16 protein-coding genes are annotated in these 19,389 nt (G+C 73.5%); 3 read left to right on the top strand and 13 right to left on the bottom strand.

Going from position 1 to position 19,389, the window contains the following annotated elements; genetic code table 11:
* Positions 1 to 143 precede the first annotated feature (143 nt).
* From ABD086_RS12400 to mraZ, 13 genes are all read right to left on the bottom strand, one after another.
* A complete protein-coding gene (locus tag ABD086_RS12400) occupies positions 144 to 875 on the bottom strand; it encodes a cell division protein FtsQ/DivIB (protein WP_343907847.1) in 732 nt (243 codons plus the stop codon).
* Positions 872 to 2,209: a UDP-N-acetylmuramate--L-alanine ligase gene (gene murC / locus ABD086_RS12395; RefSeq protein ID WP_343907846.1), complete on the bottom strand. Its 1,338-nt coding sequence runs from the start codon at positions 2,207 to 2,209 to the stop codon at positions 872 to 874. The genes ABD086_RS12400 and murC overlap by 4 nt, the downstream gene beginning before the upstream one ends.
* Entirely contained in the window at positions 2,206 to 3,279 is a 1,074-nt protein-coding gene (gene murG, locus ABD086_RS12390; RefSeq protein ID WP_343907845.1) for an undecaprenyldiphospho-muramoylpentapeptide beta-N-acetylglucosaminyltransferase, read from the bottom strand. The genes murC and murG overlap by 4 nt, the downstream gene beginning before the upstream one ends.
* Positions 3,280 to 3,290: 11 nt before the next feature.
* Positions 3,291 to 4,544 (bottom strand): putative lipid II flippase FtsW, encoded by a 1,254-nt coding sequence (gene ftsW, locus ABD086_RS12385; protein ID WP_343907844.1) that lies wholly within the window; start codon positions 4,542 to 4,544, stop codon positions 3,291 to 3,293.
* A 31-nt stretch (positions 4,545 to 4,575) separates the two neighbouring features.
* On the bottom strand, positions 4,576 to 6,036 hold the full coding sequence (murD, locus tag ABD086_RS12380) for a UDP-N-acetylmuramoyl-L-alanine--D-glutamate ligase (protein WP_343907843.1): 1,461 nt from the start codon (positions 6,034 to 6,036) through the stop codon (positions 4,576 to 4,578).
* Positions 6,033 to 7,130: a phospho-N-acetylmuramoyl-pentapeptide-transferase gene (gene mraY, locus ABD086_RS12375; protein WP_343907841.1), complete on the bottom strand. Its 1,098-nt coding sequence runs from the start codon at positions 7,128 to 7,130 to the stop codon at positions 6,033 to 6,035. The genes murD and mraY overlap by 4 nt, the downstream gene beginning before the upstream one ends.
* Complete coding sequence (locus ABD086_RS12370) at positions 7,127 to 8,497, bottom strand: UDP-N-acetylmuramoyl-tripeptide--D-alanyl-D-alanine ligase (RefSeq protein WP_425571611.1); 1,371 nt, start codon at positions 8,495 to 8,497, stop codon at positions 7,127 to 7,129. Before ABD086_RS12370 ends, mraY begins: the two co-directional genes overlap by 4 nt.
* Entirely contained in the window at positions 8,494 to 9,990 is a 1,497-nt protein-coding gene (locus tag ABD086_RS12365; protein ID WP_486348030.1) for a UDP-N-acetylmuramoyl-L-alanyl-D-glutamate--2,6-diaminopimelate ligase, read from the bottom strand. The genes ABD086_RS12370 and ABD086_RS12365 overlap by 4 nt, the downstream gene beginning before the upstream one ends.
* A gap of 23 nt (positions 9,991 to 10,013) precedes the next feature.
* Positions 10,014 to 11,774: a peptidoglycan D,D-transpeptidase FtsI family protein gene (locus ABD086_RS12360; protein ID WP_343907838.1), complete on the bottom strand. Its 1,761-nt coding sequence runs from the start codon at positions 11,772 to 11,774 to the stop codon at positions 10,014 to 10,016.
* A 42-nt stretch (positions 11,775 to 11,816) separates the two neighbouring features.
* Positions 11,817 to 12,380, bottom strand: a complete 564-nt coding sequence (gene ftsL / locus ABD086_RS12355) for a cell division protein FtsL (RefSeq protein WP_343907837.1) — start codon at positions 12,378 to 12,380, stop codon at positions 11,817 to 11,819.
* Between the two features lie 76 nt (positions 12,381 to 12,456).
* Complete coding sequence (gene rsmH / locus ABD086_RS12350; protein ID WP_343907836.1) at positions 12,457 to 13,416, bottom strand: 16S rRNA (cytosine(1402)-N(4))-methyltransferase RsmH; 960 nt, start codon at positions 13,414 to 13,416, stop codon at positions 12,457 to 12,459.
* 1 nt (position 13,417) lies between these two features.
* The gene (locus ABD086_RS12345; protein WP_343907835.1) at positions 13,418 to 13,579 is read right to left on the bottom strand and encodes a hypothetical protein; all 162 of its coding nucleotides are present in this window, start codon (positions 13,577 to 13,579) and stop codon (positions 13,418 to 13,420) included.
* Between the two features lie 211 nt (positions 13,580 to 13,790).
* Positions 13,791 to 14,228: a division/cell wall cluster transcriptional repressor MraZ gene (gene mraZ, locus ABD086_RS12340; protein WP_343907834.1), complete on the bottom strand. Its 438-nt coding sequence runs from the start codon at positions 14,226 to 14,228 to the stop codon at positions 13,791 to 13,793.
* Between the two features lie 406 nt (positions 14,229 to 14,634).
* On the opposite strand from mraZ, the gene ABD086_RS12335 reads away from it, so the two are divergent.
* Genes ABD086_RS12335 through ABD086_RS12325 form a run of 3 tightly spaced genes read left to right on the top strand, consistent with a single transcriptional unit; the run spans position 14,635 to position 19,275 of the window.
* Positions 14,635 to 15,609: an AAA family ATPase gene (locus ABD086_RS12335; RefSeq protein ID WP_343907833.1), complete on the top strand. Its 975-nt coding sequence runs from the start codon at positions 14,635 to 14,637 to the stop codon at positions 15,607 to 15,609.
* Between the two features lie 7 nt (positions 15,610 to 15,616).
* The gene (locus ABD086_RS12330; protein WP_343907832.1) at positions 15,617 to 16,891 is read left to right on the top strand and encodes a DUF58 domain-containing protein; all 1,275 of its coding nucleotides are present in this window, start codon (positions 15,617 to 15,619) and stop codon (positions 16,889 to 16,891) included.
* Positions 16,888 to 19,275, top strand: a complete 2,388-nt coding sequence (locus ABD086_RS12325) for a transglutaminase TgpA family protein (protein ID WP_343907831.1) — start codon at positions 16,888 to 16,890, stop codon at positions 19,273 to 19,275. The genes ABD086_RS12330 and ABD086_RS12325 overlap by 4 nt, the downstream gene beginning before the upstream one ends.
* Positions 19,276 to 19,389: the final 114 nt, after the last annotated feature.

Genomic DNA, 19,389 nt, shown 5'->3' with positions numbered 1-19,389 from the left:
GCTGCTCGTGCGGATGTCGGTCGATGTCTCTCCGGCGTGTCCCTCAACCCTGACCCTCAGCCTGAGGGTTATAGTTATGTCAACCTCGCCGTGGTGACGACACTAGGCAGGCACGCGTCCCGATCCGCGGAGACACGCCGGGATCAGTTCGGACTGGTCGTGGGGTTGCCCGGGACCGAGACGTCGTACGTCTGCGCCTTGCGGGCGACCAGCAGCTTGGCGAGCACCTCGGCCTTGAGGTCGGAGTCGGCCGAGCTCCCCCACCGCACGGTGCGGCCGTCGCGGAGCGCGAGGGTGATCTCGTCGACGGTCTCCACCTCGACGTGGTCGACCTTCGCGGCCAGGTCGGCGGGCAGCGAGCCGACGACGAGGGCGGCCTCGCGCAGGGCGTCGCTGCCGGTGTCGGTGCCGGTCTGCACGCGCGGGAGAGCGGGCGGCGGCTGCGCGTAGTCGCGGAAGACCACGCCGTCCTCGTCCATCCCGCGCAGCTGCCCGGCGATCTCGACGACCGCCACCGCGACCCGCTCGGAGACGTCGATGCGCACCCGGTCCGGCCACTCGCGCGAGACGTCGGCGGACCGGACGGCGGCCAGCGCCTCGACCCGCGCGCGGACCCGGTCCAGGTCCACGCTCGCCAGCGCGTCCCCTTCGGGGACGGCGGCCGCTTGGCGGACCTGCTGCGCGGAGAGCAGGTGCGTGCCCCGGACGTCCACGCCCTGCACCGACAGGAACGACGAGAAGTACACGAGCCACAGGCCGCCGACGATCGCCGCCAGCACGAGCACGACCGCCAGCACCGGCTTCCAGTTCAGCCAGCGACGGGCCCACTGCCGGCGCGCGAAGCGCCGGCGGGTCCGGAGGTCGGGGTCGCTCATCCCAGCAGCTCCAGCACCCGCGGACCGACCTCGGTCACCGTCCCGGCGCCGAGGGTCAGCACCAGGTCGCCCGGCCGGGCCCGCGCGGCCAGCGCCGCGGCCGCGTCGTCGAAGGCGGGCACGAACGCCACCCGGTCCGCCGGCAGCGGGACGGCGTCCGCGACCAGCGCCCCGGTGACCGACGGGTCCGCGTCCTCGCGGGCGAGGTACACGTCGAGCACCACGACCTCGTCGGCCGCGCCGAGAGCCGCGCCCATCTGGGCGCCGAAGATGCGGGTCCGGGAGACCAGGTGCGGCTGGAACGCGACCACCACCCGGCCCGCTCCGGCCAGCGCCCGCGCGGCCTGCAGGTCGCCCGCGATCTCGGTGGGGTGGTGCGCGTAGCTGTCGTAGACGCGGACTCCCCCGGCCTCGCCCTTGAGCTCCATCCGCCGCTTGGTGCCCGTGTACGACGCGATGCCGCGCACCAGGTCCGCCGCCTCGTAGCCGAGGCCGACGCCGGCCGCGAGCGCCGCCAGCGCGTCCGCGAGGTAGTGCTCGCCGGGCGACCACAGCTCCACGTCCGCGAGCGCGCCCGGGGCTGCCGCCGAGACCCGGACCACCCGGCGGCCCCGGGCCTCGTGCCGGTCGGCCAGCGCCCCCGCTCCCGCGTCGTCGACGCAGCACACCAGGAACCCGTCCGGGTCGAGGGTGTCGACGAAGTCGTCGAACGCGCGGCGGTAGGCCTCCTCGGTCCCCCAGTGGTCGAGGTGGTCGGCGTCGACGTTCGTGACGATCGCGGCGTACGGCGCGTAGTGCAGGAAGGCACCGTCGCTCTCGTCGGCCTCCGCGACGAAGACCGGTCCGGAGCCCTCGGCGGCGTTCACGCCGGTGGCGGCGAGGTCGCCGCCGATCGCGTACGTCGGGTCGGCGCCGGCCGCCTGCAGGGCGACGGTGAGCAGCGACGTGGTCGTCGTCTTGCCGTGCGTGCCGGCGACGGCGACGACGCGCCGGCCCGCCATCACGGCCGCGAGCGCCGCCGACCGGGGCAGCACGCGCAGGCCCCGGCGGACCGCCTCGGCGTACTCGGGGTTGTCCTCGCGGACCGCGGTGGAGACGACGAGCGTGTCCGCGTCGCCGACGTGCTCCGCCGCGTGCCCGACGTGCACGGTCGCCCCGAGCGCCCGCAGCGCGGCGAGGGCCGGCGAGTCCACCCCGTCGCTGCCGCTCACCGCGATGCCGCGGGTCAGCATGATCCGCGCGATGCCGGACAGGCCGGCGCCGCCGATGCCGACGAAGTGGACACGGCCGAGCCGGTCGGCCGGCAGGATCTCGTCGGGGACGGGCAGCTTCATCGGGCGGCCGTCTCGAGCACGATGCGCGCGAGCTTCTCGTCGGCGTCGCGCGGGATCAGCGCGGCGGCCGCGGCGCTCATCGTCGCCAGCTGCTCCGCGTCGACGGCGAGCTGCGGGACCGTGGCCTCGACCCACGCGGTGGTGAGCGCGGCGTCCTCGACCAGGAGGCCGCCGCCGGCGTCGACGACCGGCCGCGCGTTCTTCGCCTGCTCGCCGTTGCCGATCGGCAGCGGGACGAAGATCGCCGGGAGGCCGACCGCCGCGGCCTCGGTGACGCTGTTGGCGCCGGCCCGGCAGAGCACGAGGTCGGCGGCGGCGTACGCGAGGTCCATCCGGTCGATGAACTCCACCACGACGTACGGGACGCCCGACTCGACGGGAGCCGCGCCGCCGTGCTTGCCCTGGGCGTGCAGCACCTGGACGCCCGCGGCCGCGAGCGCCGGCGCCGCGGCCGAGACGGCCTGGTTGAGGCGCCGCGCGCCCTGCGACCCGCCGGTGACCAGCAGCGTCGGCCGGTCGGGGTCGAGGCCGAAGAAGGCGCGCGCGTCGGCACGCAGCGCCGCGCGGTCGAGGCCGGAGATCATCGGGCGGATCGGCAGCCCGACGTACTCCGCGTTCCTCAGCGGGGTGTCCGGGAAGCTCACCGCGACCCGCCGGGCGAACCGCGCGCCGGCCCGGTTGGCCAGGCCGGGGACGGCGTTCTGCTCGTGGATCACCAGCGGGACCTGGCCCTTGCGGACCGCGAGGTAGAGCGGCATCGAGACGTAGCCGCCGTAGCCGACGACGACGTCGGGGCGCACCCGGTCCAGCACGGCCCGCGTCTCGCGGACCGCGGCGCGCAGCCGGGCCGGCACCTTGAAGAAGTCGGCGTTCGGCTTGCGCGGCAGCGGCACCGGCGGGATCAGCTCCAGCGGGTAGCCGGCCTCGGGGACCACCTTGTTCTCCAGGCCGCGGGGCGTGCCGAGACAGGTGATCTCCACGTCGGGCTGTAGGCGGCGCAGGGCGTCGGCGGTGGCGAGCAGGGGCGAGGTGTGGCCGGCGGTGCCACCGCCGGCGAGGAGGACGCGCATCGTCACGAAGCCTAGGAGACGCGCCCCGCCGAGAGACCGGCAGACCGCGCCTTCTTGCGCTGGGCGAGCGCGCGCGCCGCCTCCGGCTCGCGGCGGGCGAAGCCGATGAGCAGCCCGAGCGCGACCAGCGACGGCACCAGCGCCGATCCGCCGTAGGACACCAGCGGCAGCGGGATGCCGATCACGGGGAGCAGCGCCAGCACCATGCCGACGTTGATGATCATCTGGCCGAGCAGCCACACGACGATGCCGAAGGTCATGTACCGCACGAACGCGTCCCGGGTCTGCATGGCGACCCGGACCGCGGCGTAGGCGATGGTGAGGAACAGCGCGATCACCAGCAGCGTGCCGACCAGCCCGAGCTCCTCGCCGAGCACGGCGAAGATGAAGTCGGTGTGCGCCTCGGGGAGCTCGCCCCACTTCTGGCGGCTCGCGCCGATGCCCTCGCCGAAGAAGCGGCCGCTGGCGAGGGCGAAGAGTCCGTGCGCGGGCTGCCAGCCCGCGTTGTGGTAGTCCTTGAACGGGTCGGCGAAGTTCGTGATCCGCTGCAGGCGCTCCGAGCTCGTCGACGCCAGCCCGATCGCCGCGACGCCGACGACCGTCAGCGCCACCGTGAACAGCCGCCCGGGCGCACCCACCACCCACAGCATCGCGAGCAGGATCGCCATCAGCACCAGCGCGGTTCCCAGGTCGTGGCCGAGCACGACCAGCCCGATGACCAGCAGCAGCCCGGGCACGACCGGGACGATCACCTCGTGCAGGCTGCCCAGCCGCTTCTCCTTGCGGGCGTAGACGTGCGCCGCCCACAGCACGATCGCGAGCTTGGCGATCTCGGCGGGCTGGATCACCAGCGGCCCGACGCCGAGCCAGTTGGTGTTGCCGTTGACGGTGCGGCCCAGGCCCGGCACGCGGATCAGCGCCAGCAGCAGCACCGAGACGACCAGGCCGAGCCACGCGAACCGGCGCAGCAGCTCGTGCGGCAGCCGCGAGGCGACGTACGCGCACGGGATGCCGATCAGCACCCACATCAGCTGGCGCTTGACCACGGCGTACGAGTCGCCGCCGTTCTGCTCGTAGGAGTAGACGCTCGAGGCGCTCAGCACCATGACCAGGCCGATGGTGAGCAGCAGCGCGGAGGCGCCGAGCAGCAGGTAGTACGCGGTGAGCGGCCGGTCGAGCGCGGCGCGGGCCGAGGCGTACCAGCCGAAGGCCGACCGCCGGCGGGACCGGGCCCTACCGGACTGCAGGGGGTCTGCGGTGGTCATCGCACTCCCCCTCTTGGTCGGGCTCCTCGAGTCAGAGCCTGCGTCGTACCGCGTCGGCGAACGCGTCGCCGCGCTCCGCGTAGTTGGTGAACATGTCCATGGAGGCGCACCCCGGGGCCAGCAGGACCGTGTCGCCGGGTCGAGCCAACTCGGCCGCGGCCCCGACGGCACGCTCCATGGCATGCCCACCGTCTACGGCCCCAGTCTCGTCGTCCTCGAGCACGATCACGGGAACATCCGGCGCGTGTCGCGAAAGCGCCCCGGCGATGACGTCGCGGTCGCGTCCGAGCAGCACCACGCCGCGCAGGCGGTCGCGCACCGCGCGCACGAGCCCGTCGAACGTGGCGCCCTTGGCCAGCCCGCCGGCGAGCCACACGACGTGGTCGTAGGCCTGGAGCGAGGACTGGGCGGCGTGCGGGTTGGTGGCCTTGGAGTCGTCGACCCAGGTGACGCCGTCCCGCTCCCCCACCACCGCGATCCGGTGGCCGTCCGGGCGGAACGAGCGCAGCCCGTCACGGACCGCCGACTGCGGGACGCCGTGCGCGCGGGCCAGCGCCGCCGCGGCCAGGGCGTTCTGCACGAAGTGCGGGGCGGACGAGGCGAGGTCGGAGATCGTGCAGAGCTCGGCGGCGCTGGTCTCGCGCTGCTCGATGAAGGCCCGGTCGGCGAGGATGTCCTCGACCACGCCGACCATGCCGACGCCCGGCATCCCGAGCGTGAACCCGATGGCTCGGGCGCCCTCGACGACGTCGGCCTCGCGCACCAGCCGCTCGGTCTCCGGGTCGGCGACGTTGTAGACGCAGGCCCGCTGCACGCGCTCGTAGATGCGGCCCTTGTCGGCCGCGTAGTCGGCCATCGCGGTGGGTCCGGTGTACCAGTCCAGGTGGTCCTCGGCGATGTTGAGCACCGCGGCCGACTCCGCGCTCATCGACTCGGTGTAGTGCAGCTGGAAGCTGGACAGCTCGACCGCGAACACGTCGTACGGCTCGGGGTCCATGACGGCCTCGACGATCGGCAGGCCGACGTTGCCGACGGCGATGCTGCGCAGCCCGGCGGCGCGCAGGATCGCGTCGAGCATCTGCACCGTGGTCGTCTTGCCGTTGGTGCCGGTGACGCAGATCCAGGGCGTGTCGTGGTTCGGGTCGCGCAGCCGCCAGGCCAGCTCGACCTCGCCCCAGATCGGCACCCCGCGGGCGCGGGCCTGGGCGAGCAACGGGGCGTCCGGCCGCCAGCCGGGCGAGGTGACCACCAGGTCGACGTCGTCGGGCAGGGTCGCGGTGCTGCCCGGCCCGAGCCGTACGTCGGCGCCGAGCACCTCCAGCAGCTCCGCCTTCTCGCGCCGGTCGCCGGCGTCGGACTCGTCGAGGACGACGACGCTCGCGCCGAGGTGGTTGAGGTTGTCGGCGGCGGCGAAGCCGGACACGCCGAAGCCCGCGACGACGGCGCGGACGCCCTCCCACGAGTCGTGGCGCCCGAGTCCCTGGGGGTTCATCCGATGCCCGCCACCCACTCGGCGTAGAACACGCCGAGGCCCGCGGCGACGCAGATGCCGGTGATGATCCAGAACCGGATCGTCACCGTGACCTGCTCCCAGCCGAGCATCTCGAAGTGGTGGTGGATCGGGGCGATCCGGAAGATCCGTCGCCCGGTCCCGGTCAGCCGCTTGGTGACCTTGAACGTCGTGACCTGCAGCATCACCGACACGGTCTCCAGCACGAACAGGCCGCCGAGGATGATCAGCAGCAGCTCGGTGCGGGTGAGGATCGCCAGCCCGGCGAGCGCGCCGCCGAGGGCGAGCGACCCGGTGTCGCCCATGAAGATCGCGGCCGGCGAGGCGTTCCACCACAGGAAGCCGAAGCAGGCCCCGGTGATCGCGGCCGCGACGACCGCGAGGTCGAGGGGGTCGCGGACCTCGTAGCAGAGGTTCGGCTGGTCGAGGCCGGTCTGACCGCACCACTGGTTGTTCTGCCAGATGTTCACGAACATGTAGGCGCCGAACACCATCACGCAGGCGCCGGAGGCGAGGCCGTCGAGCCCGTCGGTGAGGTTCACGCCGTTGGTGGTGGCCGCGACGATCAGCCAGATCAGCAGCAGCACCACGATCGTCGGCAGCGTGATCCACCCGATGTCGCGGATGAACGAGATGTGCCTCGAGGCCGGCGTCTGGCCGCGGTCGTCCTCGAGCCACGGCGACAGCGACAGGATGCCGAACACGATGGCGACGATCGTCAGGCCGACCATCTTCGCCTTGCTGCGCAGGCCGAGGCTGCGCTGCTTGGAGATCTTGATGTAGTCGTCGAGGAAGCCGACCAGCCCGGTGCCGACGAAGAGGAACAGCAGCAGCAGCGACGACGCGGTGGGCGTGTCTCCGGTGATCAGCTTCGCCCCGAAGTAGCCGATCACGGTCGCCAGGATGATGACGACCCCGCCCATCGTCGGGGTGCCGCGCTTGGTGTGGTGGGTGGTCGGGCCGTCGTCGCGGATCTCCTGGCCGTAGCCCCACTGGGTGAACTTGTTGATCGCGACGCGGGTCCCGAGCAGCGAGATGAGCAGGGCCAGGCCGCCGCCGAGCAGGATGGCTCTCATGGCGCGGTTCCGTCTCCCTCCACCAGCGGCTCCGCCAACAGTCCGTCGGCGATCGTCTCCAGGGCGACGCCGCGCGATGCCTTGACCAGCACGACGTCGGCGCCCGAGGCATTCTCCCGCACCCGGTCCAGTGCCTCGGCACGCCCCGCCGTGACGATCGCCTCACTGTGCCCGCCCTGGGCGAAGCCCTCGGCGATGCCCGCGGCCTCCTCGCCGACCACGACGAGCAGGTCGACACCGAGCTCGGCCGCGGTCCGGCCGACGCCGACGTGCTCGTCGTACGACGTCGGGCCGAGCTCGCGCATCGCGCCCAGCACCGCGACGGTACGCCGGGCGCGGCGCTCGCCGATCGCGACCAGGGCCTCGAGCGCGGCGGTCATCGACGCGGGGTTGGCGTTGTAGGCGTCGTTGACGACCAGCAGCCCGTCGGCCCGCTCGTGCAGCTCCATCCGCATCGGCGACGCGGACCGCGCCTCGGACAGCGCGGCGGCGACCCGGTCGAGCGGGAGACCCGCGGCGAGCGCGAGCGCGGCGGCGGCCGACGCGTTCGCGACCTGGTGGGCCCCGGACTGGGTCAGCCGGACCGGGTGCCACTCCCCCGCGTGGCCGAGCTCGAAGGCGGGCCGGCCCAGCTCGTCGAGCTCGACGCCGCGCCAGGCCACGTCGCCGGTGGCGCCGAAGGTCAGCACGGTGGCCGGGGTGCGCGCCGCCATCGCGGACACCAGGTCGTCGTCGGCGTTGAGCACCGCGATGCCGTCGGCCGGCAGCGCCTCGACGATCTCGCCCTTGGCCAGCGCGATCGCCTCGCGGCTGCCGAACTCGCCCAGGTGCGCGGTCCCCACGTTGAGCACCGCGGAGATCCGCGGTGGCGCGATCTCGCACAGGTAGGCGATGTGGCCGATGCCGCGGGCGCCCATCTCCAGCACGAGGAACTCGGTGTCGGCGTCGGCGCGCAGCACGGTCAGCGGCAGCCCGAGCTCGTTGTTGAAGCTGCCCGCGGTCGCGACCGTGGGGCCGGCGGTGGCGAGCACCTGCGCGAGGTAGTCCTTGGTGCCGGTCTTGCCCTGCGAGCCGGTCAGCGCGACGACGGTGGTCCCGAGCCGCCGGACGACGTGGCTCGCGAGCCGGCCCAGGGCGCTGACGGGATCGCCCACGACGACGGTCGGCGCCTCGGTCGGTCGGCTGCCGAGCACGGCGTGCGCGCCCGCGGCGTACTCGTGCCCGTCGGTGCGGTCGCCGACGACCGCCACGAACAGCCCGTCGGGCTCGGCCGCGCGGCTGTCGACGTAGGCGGGGCCGCTGACCACGACCGACGGGTCGCCGTGGACCGTGCCGTCGACGGCGCGCGCGATCTCCTCCAGCGTCAGGGCAAGCACGCGAGCTCCTCCCGGGCGACCTCGCGGTCGTCGAACGGGTGCACCACGCCGTCGACCTCCTGGCCGGTCTCGTGTCCCTTGCCGGCGATCAGCACGATGTCGCCGGGCCGCGCGCGGCGGACGGCCTCGCGGATCGCCAGCCGCCGGTCGCCGACCTCGATCGCCTCGCCCTCGGTCACGCCCGCCAGCAGCTCCGCGCGGATCGCGGCGGGGTCCTCGGTGCGCGGGTTGTCGTCGGTGACGACGAGGAGGTCGGCCAGCCGGGCCGCGGCGCCGGCCATGATCGGCCGCTTCCCCGCGTCGCGGTCGCCGCCCGCCCCCAGGACGACGATGACGCGGCCGTCGGTGAGCGGCCGCAGCGTGCCGATCGCGGCCTCCACCGCGTCCGGCTTGTGCGCGTAGTCGACCACCACCACGAAGTCCTGCCCCGCCTCGATCCGCTCCAGGCGGCCGGGCACCCCGCCGCCGCGCGCGATGCAGCCGGCGATCGCCGGGGCGTCGAGCCCGGCCTCCCCCGCCGCCGCGATCGCCGCGAGGGTGTTGGCCACGTTGAAGCCGCCCGGCAGCGGGCTGCCGGCGCTGAACGCCGACCCGTCGGGCGCCACGACGGTGAACGACGACCCGTCGGGGCGCAGCACCACGTCGGTCGCCCGCCAGTCGGCGTCCCGGTCGACCGCGAAGGTGCGGACCGGGACCGTCGCCGCGTCGACGAGCCGGCGCCCGTGCTCGTCGTCGACGTTGACCACGCCGAGCCGGGCGCGGCCGGGGGTGAAGAGGGACGCCTTCGCCCGGAAGTAGTCCTCGACGTCGGCGTGGAAGTCGAGGTGGTCGCGGCCGAGGTTGAGGAACACCGCGACGTCGAACACGACGCCGTCCACCCGGCCCATCACCAGCGCGTGGCTGGACACCTCCATCGCGCAGGCCTCGACGCCGCGCTCGCGCATCAGCGCGAACAGCCCGTGCAGGTCCGGCGCCTCGGGCGTGGTGAGCGCGGTGGGCACGTCCTCGCCCGCGACCCGGGTCCCGACGGTGCCGATCACCGCGGCGGGGATCCCGCAGCCGGTCAGCCCGCTCTCGAGCAGCCGGGTGGTCGTGGTCTTGCCCTGGGTGCCGGTCACGCCGATCATCCGCATCACGGTCGCGGGCTCGCCGTACAGCCGCGCGGCCAGGCGGCCGAGCACGGCCCGTGGGTCGTCGACCACCAGCACCGGGACGTCGGCGCCGGCGGCGTCCGCGCCGGTCGGGTCGGTGAGGACGGCGACCGCACCGGCGCCCAGCGCGGCCTCGAGGAAGTCGATCCCGTGCGCCCGCGAGCCCGGCAGCGCGGCGTACAGGTCGCCGGTCCGGATCCGCTGCGAGGACAGCGAGATGCCGGTGACCTCGACGCCGTCCACGTCTCCGCGGACGGCCGCGTCGAGCCACGCCGCGACGGCCGCGAGCGGCGTCCGGGGCGGTGTCTTCGGCCGGGTGGAGTCGCGCACCACGCGAACCTACCGCCCGTCCGGCACTACCACTCCACGGGGAGCTGGGAGGGCTTCGCGCCGGTCGGCGGGACCGCGTAGCGCTTGAGCGCGTAGCTCATGATCTTCGCGAAGACCGGGCCGGCGGTCGAGCCGCCGCCACCGCCGTTGCGCGGGTTCTTGATCACCACGTACACGGTGAAGCGGGGGTCGTCGGCCGGCGCGAAGCCGGCGAACGAGACGTCGAAGGTGCCGTCGTAGCAGCCGCACTCCTCGCCGACGGCCTGCGCCGTGCCCGTCTTGCCCGCGACGACGTAGCCCGGCACCTGCGCCGCGGGCGCGACGCCGGCCTCGGGGTCCACGACGCGCTCCATCATGTGCGTCATCTGGGTCGCGGCGCGGGTGCTGATGACCCGCTGCTTCGTGGTCTGGTCGGTGCCCACGACCCGGCCGTCGTCGGTGGTGGCGGAGCCCTGGATGAGGCTGGGCGAGATCCGCACGCCGCCGTTCGCGATCGTGTTGATCGCCGCGGCCATCTGCACGCCGTTGACCGACAGCGACTGGCCGAACGCGATGCGGTCCTGCATCTGGTGCGTCCACACGCCCTTGTGCGGCAGCAGGCCCTTGGTCTCGCCGCGGACGCCGATGTTCGTCGGCTGGCCGAGCCCGAACTGGCGCAGGTAGTCGTAGAGCTGGCCCCGCTCGAAGCGGTCGGCGGCGAGCACGGTGGCGATGTTGGAGGACTTCGCGATCGCGCCGGTCATCGTCAGGTGGATCGTGCCGTGCGGGAACCAGTCATGGATCGGGCGGTCCTCGCGCATCAGCGCGGGCGGCACCACGATCTTGGTCTGCGGGGTGACCAGGCCCTCGTTGAGCAGCGAGCTGACCGTGAGCACCTTCTCGACGGAGCCGGGCTCGTACACGTCCTGCATCGCCCGGGAGCCGAGGTCCGCCTTCGGCGCCTGCGTCGGCGAGTTCGCGTCGTACGTCGGGTCGTCGGCGAGCGTCAGGATCTCCCCCGTGCGGCTGTCCAGGACGACGACGAAGCCGGAGTCGGCGCGGGCGTCCTCGACCGCCTGCCGGAGGGCGCGTTGCGCGTACCACTGGAGGTCGAGGTCGATCGTGGTCCGCAGGTCCTGGCCGTCGACGGGCTCGGTGACGGTCTGGTCGCCGAGCGGGATCCGGTTGCCGCCCCCGACCTCGTAGCGCGCCGAGCCGTCGGTGCCGGAGAGCTGGTCGTTGAACGTCCGCTCGAAGCCGGCGAGCGGCTCGTCGGTGCCCATGAACCCGACCAGGTTGGCCGCCACGTCCCCGGTCGGGTAGTCGCGCAGCGGGTCCCGCTCGGTGTAGAGGCCCTCGTAGCCGTGCGCCTCGGCGGCGTCGACCACGGCGGTCGCGACCGTCGACGGCACCCGGCGGGCGATGTACTCGTACTGGCTGTCCGGCTCGCGCAGCTTGGTCAGCGTCGCCACGTAGTCGATATCGAGGCGCTTGTAGAGGAACCGCGCGAGCTCGGGAGCCTGCGCCGCCGTCTGGGAGGGGTCGGCGATGATCATCAGCCCCTCGACCGAGTCGGCGAGCGGCTCGCCGTTGCGGTCCAGGATGTCGCCGCGCTCGGCGGGCAGCACCGCGGTGACCAGCCCCTCCTGCGCGGCCATCGCGGCGTACGAGTTCGGGTCGAGGCCCTGCAGCTGGACCAGCCGGGCACCGAACACGGACAGCACCATCGCGATCACCACGAACCCGACGCGGAGCCGCAGGTGCGGCGAGCCGCGGCGGGTGCCGCGCGGCGGGCGGGTCGGGGGCACGGTCGCTCGTTTCTGGCCGGGGGTCTGGTGGGGCGGGTGTGACTAGTGGCGATTCTGGCCGCGGCGGTGCCCGTTTCCGGCGTTCTGGTGGCTCGTGTCGCCGGTTGATTCGGTGGATTGGTCGGGGATCACCGTCACGACGTGGGGTGGCGGGGCGAGGATCGCGGGCTTCCGCGGCGGCAGCGGGTTGATCCGCAGCGACGTCGTGCCGTCGCCGGCCGACGGCACGCCCCGCACCTCGCCGGTGGCCAGGTCGAGGAACGCCGGGTTGCCGGCCTGCACCATGCCCAGGCCGACCGCCGCCTTCGCGATCCGCTGCGGGTTGCGCAGCTGGTCCAGGTCCATCTGCAGCGTCTGCTGGCGAGCGGCCAGCGTGTTCGCCTGACCCTCCAGCGCGGTCGCCGCGAAGGACGCCTGCTGCATCGAGGTGTTGAAGAGCAGCAGCCCGACCACCCCGGACAGCAGCACCATCGAGACGAGGGCCACGAACGGCATCCGCGCGGCGCGGGTACGCCGGCGCGGCACGACCGTGAGCCGCGCCCTCTCGAAGGCCTCCTCCGCGATCCGCGGCATCCGGCTCCTGATCTGTGCGGCAGTACTGCTCATGCGCGTACTCGCTTCGCTCCGTGCGCGCATGAGGCACACGCTGCACTGCCTTGAATGATTCGCTCGCTCCGCTCGCTCATGCGGCTACCCCTCCCTGGGTGACACGCTCGATCGCGCGCAGCCGGACCGAGGCCGCGCGCGGGTTCTCCGAGATCTCCTCCGGGCTCGCCTTCTCGGCGCCCCGGGTGACCAGACGGAGGGCCGGCTCGTGCCCCTCCGGCACGAACGGCAGGTCCTCCGGGACGTCCAGCCGCGTGGCCGCGACGAACGCCTGCTTCACCAGCCGGTCCTCCAGCGAGTGGTAGGACTCGACCACGACCCGGCCACCGACGCTGATCGCGTCGATCGCGGCCGGCAGCGCGCGGCGCAGCACCGCGAGCTCGTCGTTGACCTCCATGCGCAGGGCCTGGAAGGTCCGCTTCGCCGGGTGCCCGCCGGTACGCCGCGCCGGCGCCGGGATCTCGGCGTACAGCAGCTCGACCAGCCGGCCGGACGTCGTGAACGGCTCCTTCGCGCGCTCCCGCACGATCGCCGCGGCGATCTTGCGCGCGAACTTCTCCTCGCCGTACTCCCGCAGCACGCGGGTCAGCGCGGCGGCGTCGTAGGTGTTGAGCACGTCGGCGGCCGTGGGGCCCTCGCTGCCCATCCGCATGTCCAGCGGCGCGTCCTCCGCGTAGGCGAAGCCGCGCTCGCGCACGTCGAGCTGCATCGAGGAGACGCCGAGGTCGAAGAGCACGCCGTCGACGGTCCGCAGGCCCTGCTCGGCCAGCACGTCGGGGAGCTCGTCGTACACCGCGTGCACCGCGGTGAACCGGTCGCCGAACGGCGCCAGCCGGGCACTCGCCAGCTCCAGCGCCTGCGGGTCGCGGTCGATGCCGATCACCCGCACCGCGTCGAACCGGGACAGGACCGCCTCGCTGTGGCCGCCGAGGCCGAGTGTCGCGTCGACCAGCACGGCGCCGTCCCGCTCGATCGCGGGCGCCAGGAGGGCGACGACCCGGTCGAGGAGCACCGGGACGTGGGAGGGGCCGCTCATCTCAGGCCTGACGGGCGAGCAGGGCCAGGAACAGGAAGAACCCGGCGGCGACCCCGACCGAGGCGCCCGCGGAGAACACCATCAGCGCCACGGCGTCACGGGCCTGGTGGCGGACCCGGCGTACCGGGACCCCCTCCTCGACCGGAAGCTGCGCGATGCTCATTCGACCCTCGACCCTTGCTGTTGGTGCTGCCCGAAACCGGTTCCGAAATCGAGCGATCCGCCTGACCAGGTCCCTGCCCGCTCCCGGGGGAAGGCCATCTGGAACCGGGGAAGGTGCCCCAGATGACGTGCGGGAGCGGGCTCGAGACCTCGTCCTGCGGATCGCTGTGCTGTTGTGCTCGGTGCTGCTGGTCCTGCTGCTGGTCCTGCTGCTAGTTCTGCTGCTGCGGGTTCGGCTGCTCGTCCAGCTCGGCGAACTTCGCTTGGGCGCCGGCCGAATACTCCTGCCACCGGACCGGGTTCCAGATCTCGATGCGGTCCATCACGCCGATCACGACCACGTCGCGGTCGAGCCCGGCGTACTCCCGCAGCGAGGCCTGGATGCCGATCCGGCCCTGCTTGTCCAGCGAGCCCTCGTCCGCGCCGGCGAAGAGGATGCGCGCGTAGTCACGCGCCCCCCGCACCGTCAGCGGCGTGGCCTGCGCCCGCCGTGCCTCCTCCATGAAGACGTCCGTGGGCCACACGACCAGGCAGTTCTCCTGACCCTGTGTCACCACGAGCCCCTCCGCGAGTCGGTCTCTGAACTTCGCTGGGAGGAAGAGCCGCCCCTTCTCGTCGAGCTTCGGGGTGTAGGTGCCCATGAAGAACATCGGGCCACCTCCGTCCCCTCCGCCGATTCACGGGGGCTTCCTCCACTTCGCCCCACTCTACGCCACTTTCCCCCACCGTCAACCATCTGGCGCGTGTCGACGCGCCCGGTTCCGGCGCGGGGCGCCCCGTCCGGGACCGCAGCGCCGGCGCGTTTGCGCAGGTCAGCGCGCGGATCCACGCCCGGTGGAGTGGAGGTGGGGCGTGGTGGGGTGCCTGGTGGGGTGCGCGTGGGGAACGGGGGCGGGACCCCGGACCCGCCGCTCGGGGAGGCGACCGCAACCAAACCGTGACCCCGGGAGTCGAACGGAGCAGCGCTCGGGGCACGTAGTTTCTCCGGCACGACTACGGTGAGACTGACGTGGCGTGGGTCACGCCATCGGGGGAACGGGGAAGGGAACGGCAGTGGTGACAGAGGCAGACGCGACGACGGGCGGAGCGGACCTCCAGACGCTGGCGCGGGTGGTCGGCCGGGTGCGCGCGAACATCGAGCGCGTCATCGAGGGCAAGCCCGACGTGGTCAACGCGGCCCTGGTGGTGCTGCTCGCCGAGGGGCACCTGCTCATCGAGGACGTGCCCGGGGTCGGCAAGACCATGCTGAGCAAGTCGCTGGCCCGCAGCATCGACTGCTCGGTGCGGCGCATCCAGTTCACGCCGGACCTGCTGCCCTCCGACGTCACCGGCGTCTCGGTGTTCAACCAGAACAGCCGCGAGTTCGAGTTCCGGCCCGGTGGCGTCTTCGCGAACATCGTGGTCGGCGACGAGATCAACCGGGCCTCCCCCAAGACCCAGTCCGCGCTGCTGGAGTGCATGGAGGAGCGCCAGGTCACCGTCGACAACACGACCTACCAGCTCGAGCAGCCGTTCATGGTGATCGCGACCCAGAACCCGATCGAGATGGAGGGCACCTACGCGCTGCCCGAGGCGCAGCGCGACCGGTTCATGGCGCGGGTGTCCATCGGCTACCCGGTGGAGGCCGCGGAGATCGCGATGCTGACCTCGCACACCGGGTCCAACCCGCTCGACGACCTCGAGCCGGTCACCGACGCCGCCGAGGTGCGCAAGCTGATCGGCATCGTCGGGCAGGTGCACGTGTCCGAGGCGGTGCAGCGGTACGCCGTGGCGATCACCTCCGCGACCCGCCGCTCCGACGAGCTCACGCTGGGGGCGTCGCCGCGGGCGTCCCTCCACCTGGTCCGCGCGGCCAAGGCGGTCGCCGCCATGGACGGCCGCGACTACGTACTGCCGGACGACGTGCTCCGCCTGGCCCGGCCGGTGCTCTCGCACCGGCTGCTGCCGAGCGTCGAAGCCGCGATGAGCGGCCGCTCGACCGGGGCCATCCTCGAGGCGGTGCTCGCCGGCGTGCCCGTTCCGCAGCCGTGAGCACGTCATGAGGGAGGCACTCTCCGGGCTCACCGTCCGCGGGCGGGCGTTCCTGGCCGCCGGCGTGACGGCGCTGGTCTGCTCGATCGTGCTCGACCAGTCGGCGCTCACCCGGGTCGGGATCCTCGTGGTCGCGCTGCCCCTGATCACCGCCTGGGTGGTCGGCCGCAACCGCTACCGCCTGGCGCTGGTCCGGACCGTGACCCCGCAGCTGGTGGCCGCCGGGCAGCCGGCGCGGGTCACGCTGAGCCTCACCAACGAGGGCCGTACGCCGAACGGCGTGCTGCTGCTGGAGGACCAGGTGCCGTACGTGCTCGGGACCCGGCCGCGGTTCGTCGTGGAGGGCATCGGCACCGGGTGGAAGCAGACCGTCACCTACCAGGTCCGCTCCGACGTGCGCGGCCACTTCGAGATCGGTCCGATGACCGTGCGGGTCACCGACCCGTTCGGCCTGGTCGAGCTGGGCCGCGCGTTCCGCACCACGGTGCCGCTGACGGTGACCCCGCGCACCGTCGTCCTCCCCCAGATCCCGCTCGGCGGCGCGTGGACGGGCTCCGGTGACAACCGGCCGCGCGCGTTCGCGAGCGGCTCGGCCGAGGACGTCACCGTCCGGGAGTACCGCCGCGGCGACGACCTGCGCCGGGTCCACTGGCGCAGCTCGGCGAAGGTCGGCGAGCTGATGGTCCGCCGCGAGGAGCAGCCGTGGCAGTCGCGCGCCACGCTCTTCCTGGACAACCGCTCCAGCGCGCACCGCGGCCACGGCATCGCGTCCTCGCTGGAGGCCGCGGTCTCGGCCGCGGCGTCGATCGCCGTCCACCTGACCCACCGCGGCTTCGCGGTCCGCCTGGTGACCGCGACCGGCGAGGATCCCAGCAGCGCGTGGCACGTGCGCAAGGCCGACCTCAACACCGGTCCGCTCCTGGAGGCGCTCGCCGTCGTGCAGGCGGTGCCCCGGCTGCGGCTGGACACCGGCTGGCTCACCGAGGGCGCGCACGGCGGCCTGACCGTCGCCGTGTTCGGCCGCGTCGACGCCCCCGACCTGCCCGTGCTGCGCCGGATGCAGCACCAGGCCGGCTCGGCGCTGGCGGTCGCCGTCGACACCGACGCCTGGGCCGGCGGCCCCCCGAGCCCCGGCGCCACCATGGCGCTGGCGCAACAGGGCTGGCGGTCCGCCGTCCTCGGTCCGCGGGACCGGATGGACGCGGTCTGGCAGGAGCTCGGCCGCACCAGCGCCCAGTCCTCGCGCGGCGTGGCCGCCCCGGCTCCGGTGGTCACGGGATGAGCCGCAACCGTGGCAGCCTCGCCGCCTCGCTCGCCCTCCCGGCCGTCGCCGCCGGCACGACGTGGATCGCCATGTACGCCTGGCGCGGCTTCACCGACACGCCGGGTGGCTTCCTCAACCCGCTGCTCCTGCTGGCGATCGTCGTCGCCGGCACCGGCACGGCGCTGCGCTGGTGGCGCACCCCCGCTCCGCTCGTGGTCGGCGTGCAGGTCGTCGCGTCCGGCGTGGTGGCGATGCTGCTCATCACGGGCTCGCCGCTGCCGGTCGGCGGCGGCTGGACCGAGCTGCACCAGGCCCTCACCGGCGCGCTCGACTCCGCGCAGCGGTACTCCGCGCCGGTGCCCGACACGGCCGTCCCGATCGACCCTCTGCTCATCCTGTGCGGCCTGGCCTGCCTGCTGCTCGTCGACCTGCTGGCCTGCACGCTGCACCGGGTGCCGCTGGCCGGGCTGCCGCTGCTGACCGTCTACAGCATCCCGGTCAGCATGGTCGGCGACAGCATCACGTGGTGGGTCTTCGCGGCGACCGCCGCCGGCTTCCTCGTGATGCTGTTCCTCCAGGAGAGCGACCACGTAACCCGCTGGGGCCGGCCGATCGCCGTCGACCGCGAGACCGGCGACCCGATCTCGTTCGGCGCCGGCGCCCACGTCGTGCGCAGCACCGCCGGCGCCATCGGCGGGGTCGCCACGGCGCTCGCGGTCTTCCTGCCCGCGCTGGTCCCGTCCGCCGGCGTGCACCTGCTCGACATCGGGCCCGGGAGCGGCGGCGGCGACGAGATCCGGGTCGACAACCCGACCGCGGACCTGGTCCGCGACCTCAAGCGCGGCGCCGACACGCCCCTGGTCCAGGTCACCACGACCGACCCCGACCCGTCGTACCTGCGCATCCTCGCGCTCACCCGGTTCAGCAACGTCGAGTGGAGCCCCGGCAACCGGGACGTCCCCAGCGACCAGCGCGCGGACGGCCTGATGCCGCCGCCCGAGGGTGTCGGTGCGTCGGTGGGGCGCAAGGAGATCCCGTACGACGTGACGATCCTGCCGGCGTTCAGCTCCACGTGGCTGCCCACCGAGGCGCCGATCAGCCGCATCGAGGCCGACGGGGACTGGCGCTACGACACCAGCACGATGGACTTCCTGGCCGTCCCGGACGACCTGTCCACGTCGGGCATGCAGTACACGATGAGCGCGCTCGACCTGAACCTCACCGCCCAGAAGCTCGAGGGGGCCGGCACCTCGGTCGGCAAGGTCAGCGAGGCCTTCACCGACGTCCCCGCCGACGTGCCGCCGATCGTGCGCGAGCTCGCCGTCGAGGTGACCCAGCACGCGACCACCCGCTTCGAGAAGGCAGTCGCGCTGCAGAACTGGTTCCGGGAGGACGGGGGCTTCACCTACTCCCTCGCGACCGCGGAGGGCAGCGGGTACGACGCGCTGGTCAGCTTCCTCAGCGACGGGCCCGGTGGCCGCACCGGCTACTGCGAGCAGTTCGCGTCCGCGATGGCCGTGATGGCGCGGCTGCTCGGCATCCCCGCGCGGGTGGCGATCGGGTTCCTGCACCCGCAGCCCGCGGGTCCGGACACGTGGATCTACAGCTCCGACGACATGCACGCGTGGCCCGAGCTGTACTTCGACGGGGCCGGGTGGGTGCGCTTCGAGCCCACCCCGGCCGGCCGGGCCGACGAGGTGCCGTCGTACACGGTGATCAGCAACAACCCGACCGACCAGGAGAGCAACCCCGCGGCGCCGACGGACAGCTCCTCGGCCAACGTGCCGCGCAACCGCCAGACGCTGCCCACCGACGAGTCGACCGGCGCCGGGCCGAACATCGACCGGGGCAACGGTCCGTGGCTCCCGCTCGCCGGCGCCGGCGCGGCGCTCGTGGTCGTCGGCGCGCTGCTGCTCCTCCCCAGCGTGCTGCGGCGGCGACGTCGCGACCGGCGCCTGGCCGCGGGCGGTCCGGAGGAGGCCTGGGCGGAGATCCGCGACTACGCCGTCGACCTGGGCGTGCCCTGGCCGTCGGGGAGATCACCGCGCGCGACGAGGAACCAGCTCGTCGACCACCTCGGCGCCCCGCTCGGCCCGCACACCGCCGACCGGCCCGCCCACGGACCCACCGTCGCGCCCGCCGCCGTCGCGGCCCTGGACCGGCTGGTGCACGCCCTCGAGCTGCTCCGCTACGCGCGGCCGGGGGTGGTCGCCGACCCGGTGCGCGTGCGCGCCGACGCCGAGATCCTGCTCGACTCGCTCGCGGGCGGCGCCATGCGCTCGGCCCGCCGCCGGGCCACCTGGTGGCCGCGGTCGGTGCTCTCGTTCACGCTCCGCCCGACCCGGGCCGTGCCGACCACCGTCGAGGCGCGGTACGGCGGGGTCGTCGACCACGTGAACTAGCCGGATCGACCGCCGGCAACGTCATCGGGCTCGCAACGTCATACGGTCGGAGCAAGGGGACACACTGTGAAGTCCGGGGACTTCGGTAACAGTCGAAGTCCGGGGACATCGGTA

The sequence above is a fragment of the Nocardioides aquiterrae genome (genome assembly GCF_039526625.1).
Lineage (GTDB): Bacteria > Actinomycetota > Actinomycetes > Propionibacteriales > Nocardioidaceae > Nocardioides > Nocardioides aquiterrae.
The sequence above is the reverse complement of the archived record's forward strand: the minus strand, read 5'-3'. Positions and strand labels throughout refer to the sequence as shown.

Bases quoted from the DNA above. Each gene is read 5' to 3' on its own strand.
- murG (WP_343907845.1), bottom strand. From the start codon at position 3,279: ATGCGCGTCCTCCTCGCCGGCGGTGGCACCGCCGGCCACACCTCGCCC.
- ABD086_RS12400 (WP_343907847.1), bottom strand. From the start codon at position 875: ATGAGCGACCCCGACCTCCGGACCCGCCGGCGCTTCGCGCGCCGGCAG.
- murD (WP_343907843.1), bottom strand. From the start codon at position 6,036: ATGAACCCCCAGGGACTCGGGCGCCACGACTCGTGGGAGGGCGTCCGC.
- rsmH (WP_343907836.1), bottom strand. From the start codon at position 13,416: ATGAGCGGCCCCTCCCACGTCCCGGTGCTCCTCGACCGGGTCGTCGCC.
- ftsL (WP_343907837.1), bottom strand. From the start codon at position 12,380: ATGAGCAGTACTGCCGCACAGATCAGGAGCCGGATGCCGCGGATCGCG.
- ftsW (WP_343907844.1), bottom strand. From the start codon at position 4,544: ATGACCACCGCAGACCCCCTGCAGTCCGGTAGGGCCCGGTCCCGCCGG.
- ABD086_RS12325 (WP_343907831.1), top strand. From the start codon at position 16,888: ATGAGCCGCAACCGTGGCAGCCTCGCCGCCTCGCTCGCCCTCCCGGCC.
- ABD086_RS12330 (WP_343907832.1), top strand. From the start codon at position 15,617: ATGAGGGAGGCACTCTCCGGGCTCACCGTCCGCGGGCGGGCGTTCCTG.
- ABD086_RS12345 (WP_343907835.1), bottom strand. From the start codon at position 13,579: ATGAGCATCGCGCAGCTTCCGGTCGAGGAGGGGGTCCCGGTACGCCGG.
- mraZ (WP_343907834.1), bottom strand. From the start codon at position 14,228: ATGTTCTTCATGGGCACCTACACCCCGAAGCTCGACGAGAAGGGGCGG.
- murC (WP_343907846.1), bottom strand. From the start codon at position 2,209: ATGAAGCTGCCCGTCCCCGACGAGATCCTGCCGGCCGACCGGCTCGGC.
- mraY (WP_343907841.1), bottom strand. From the start codon at position 7,130: ATGAGAGCCATCCTGCTCGGCGGCGGCCTGGCCCTGCTCATCTCGCTG.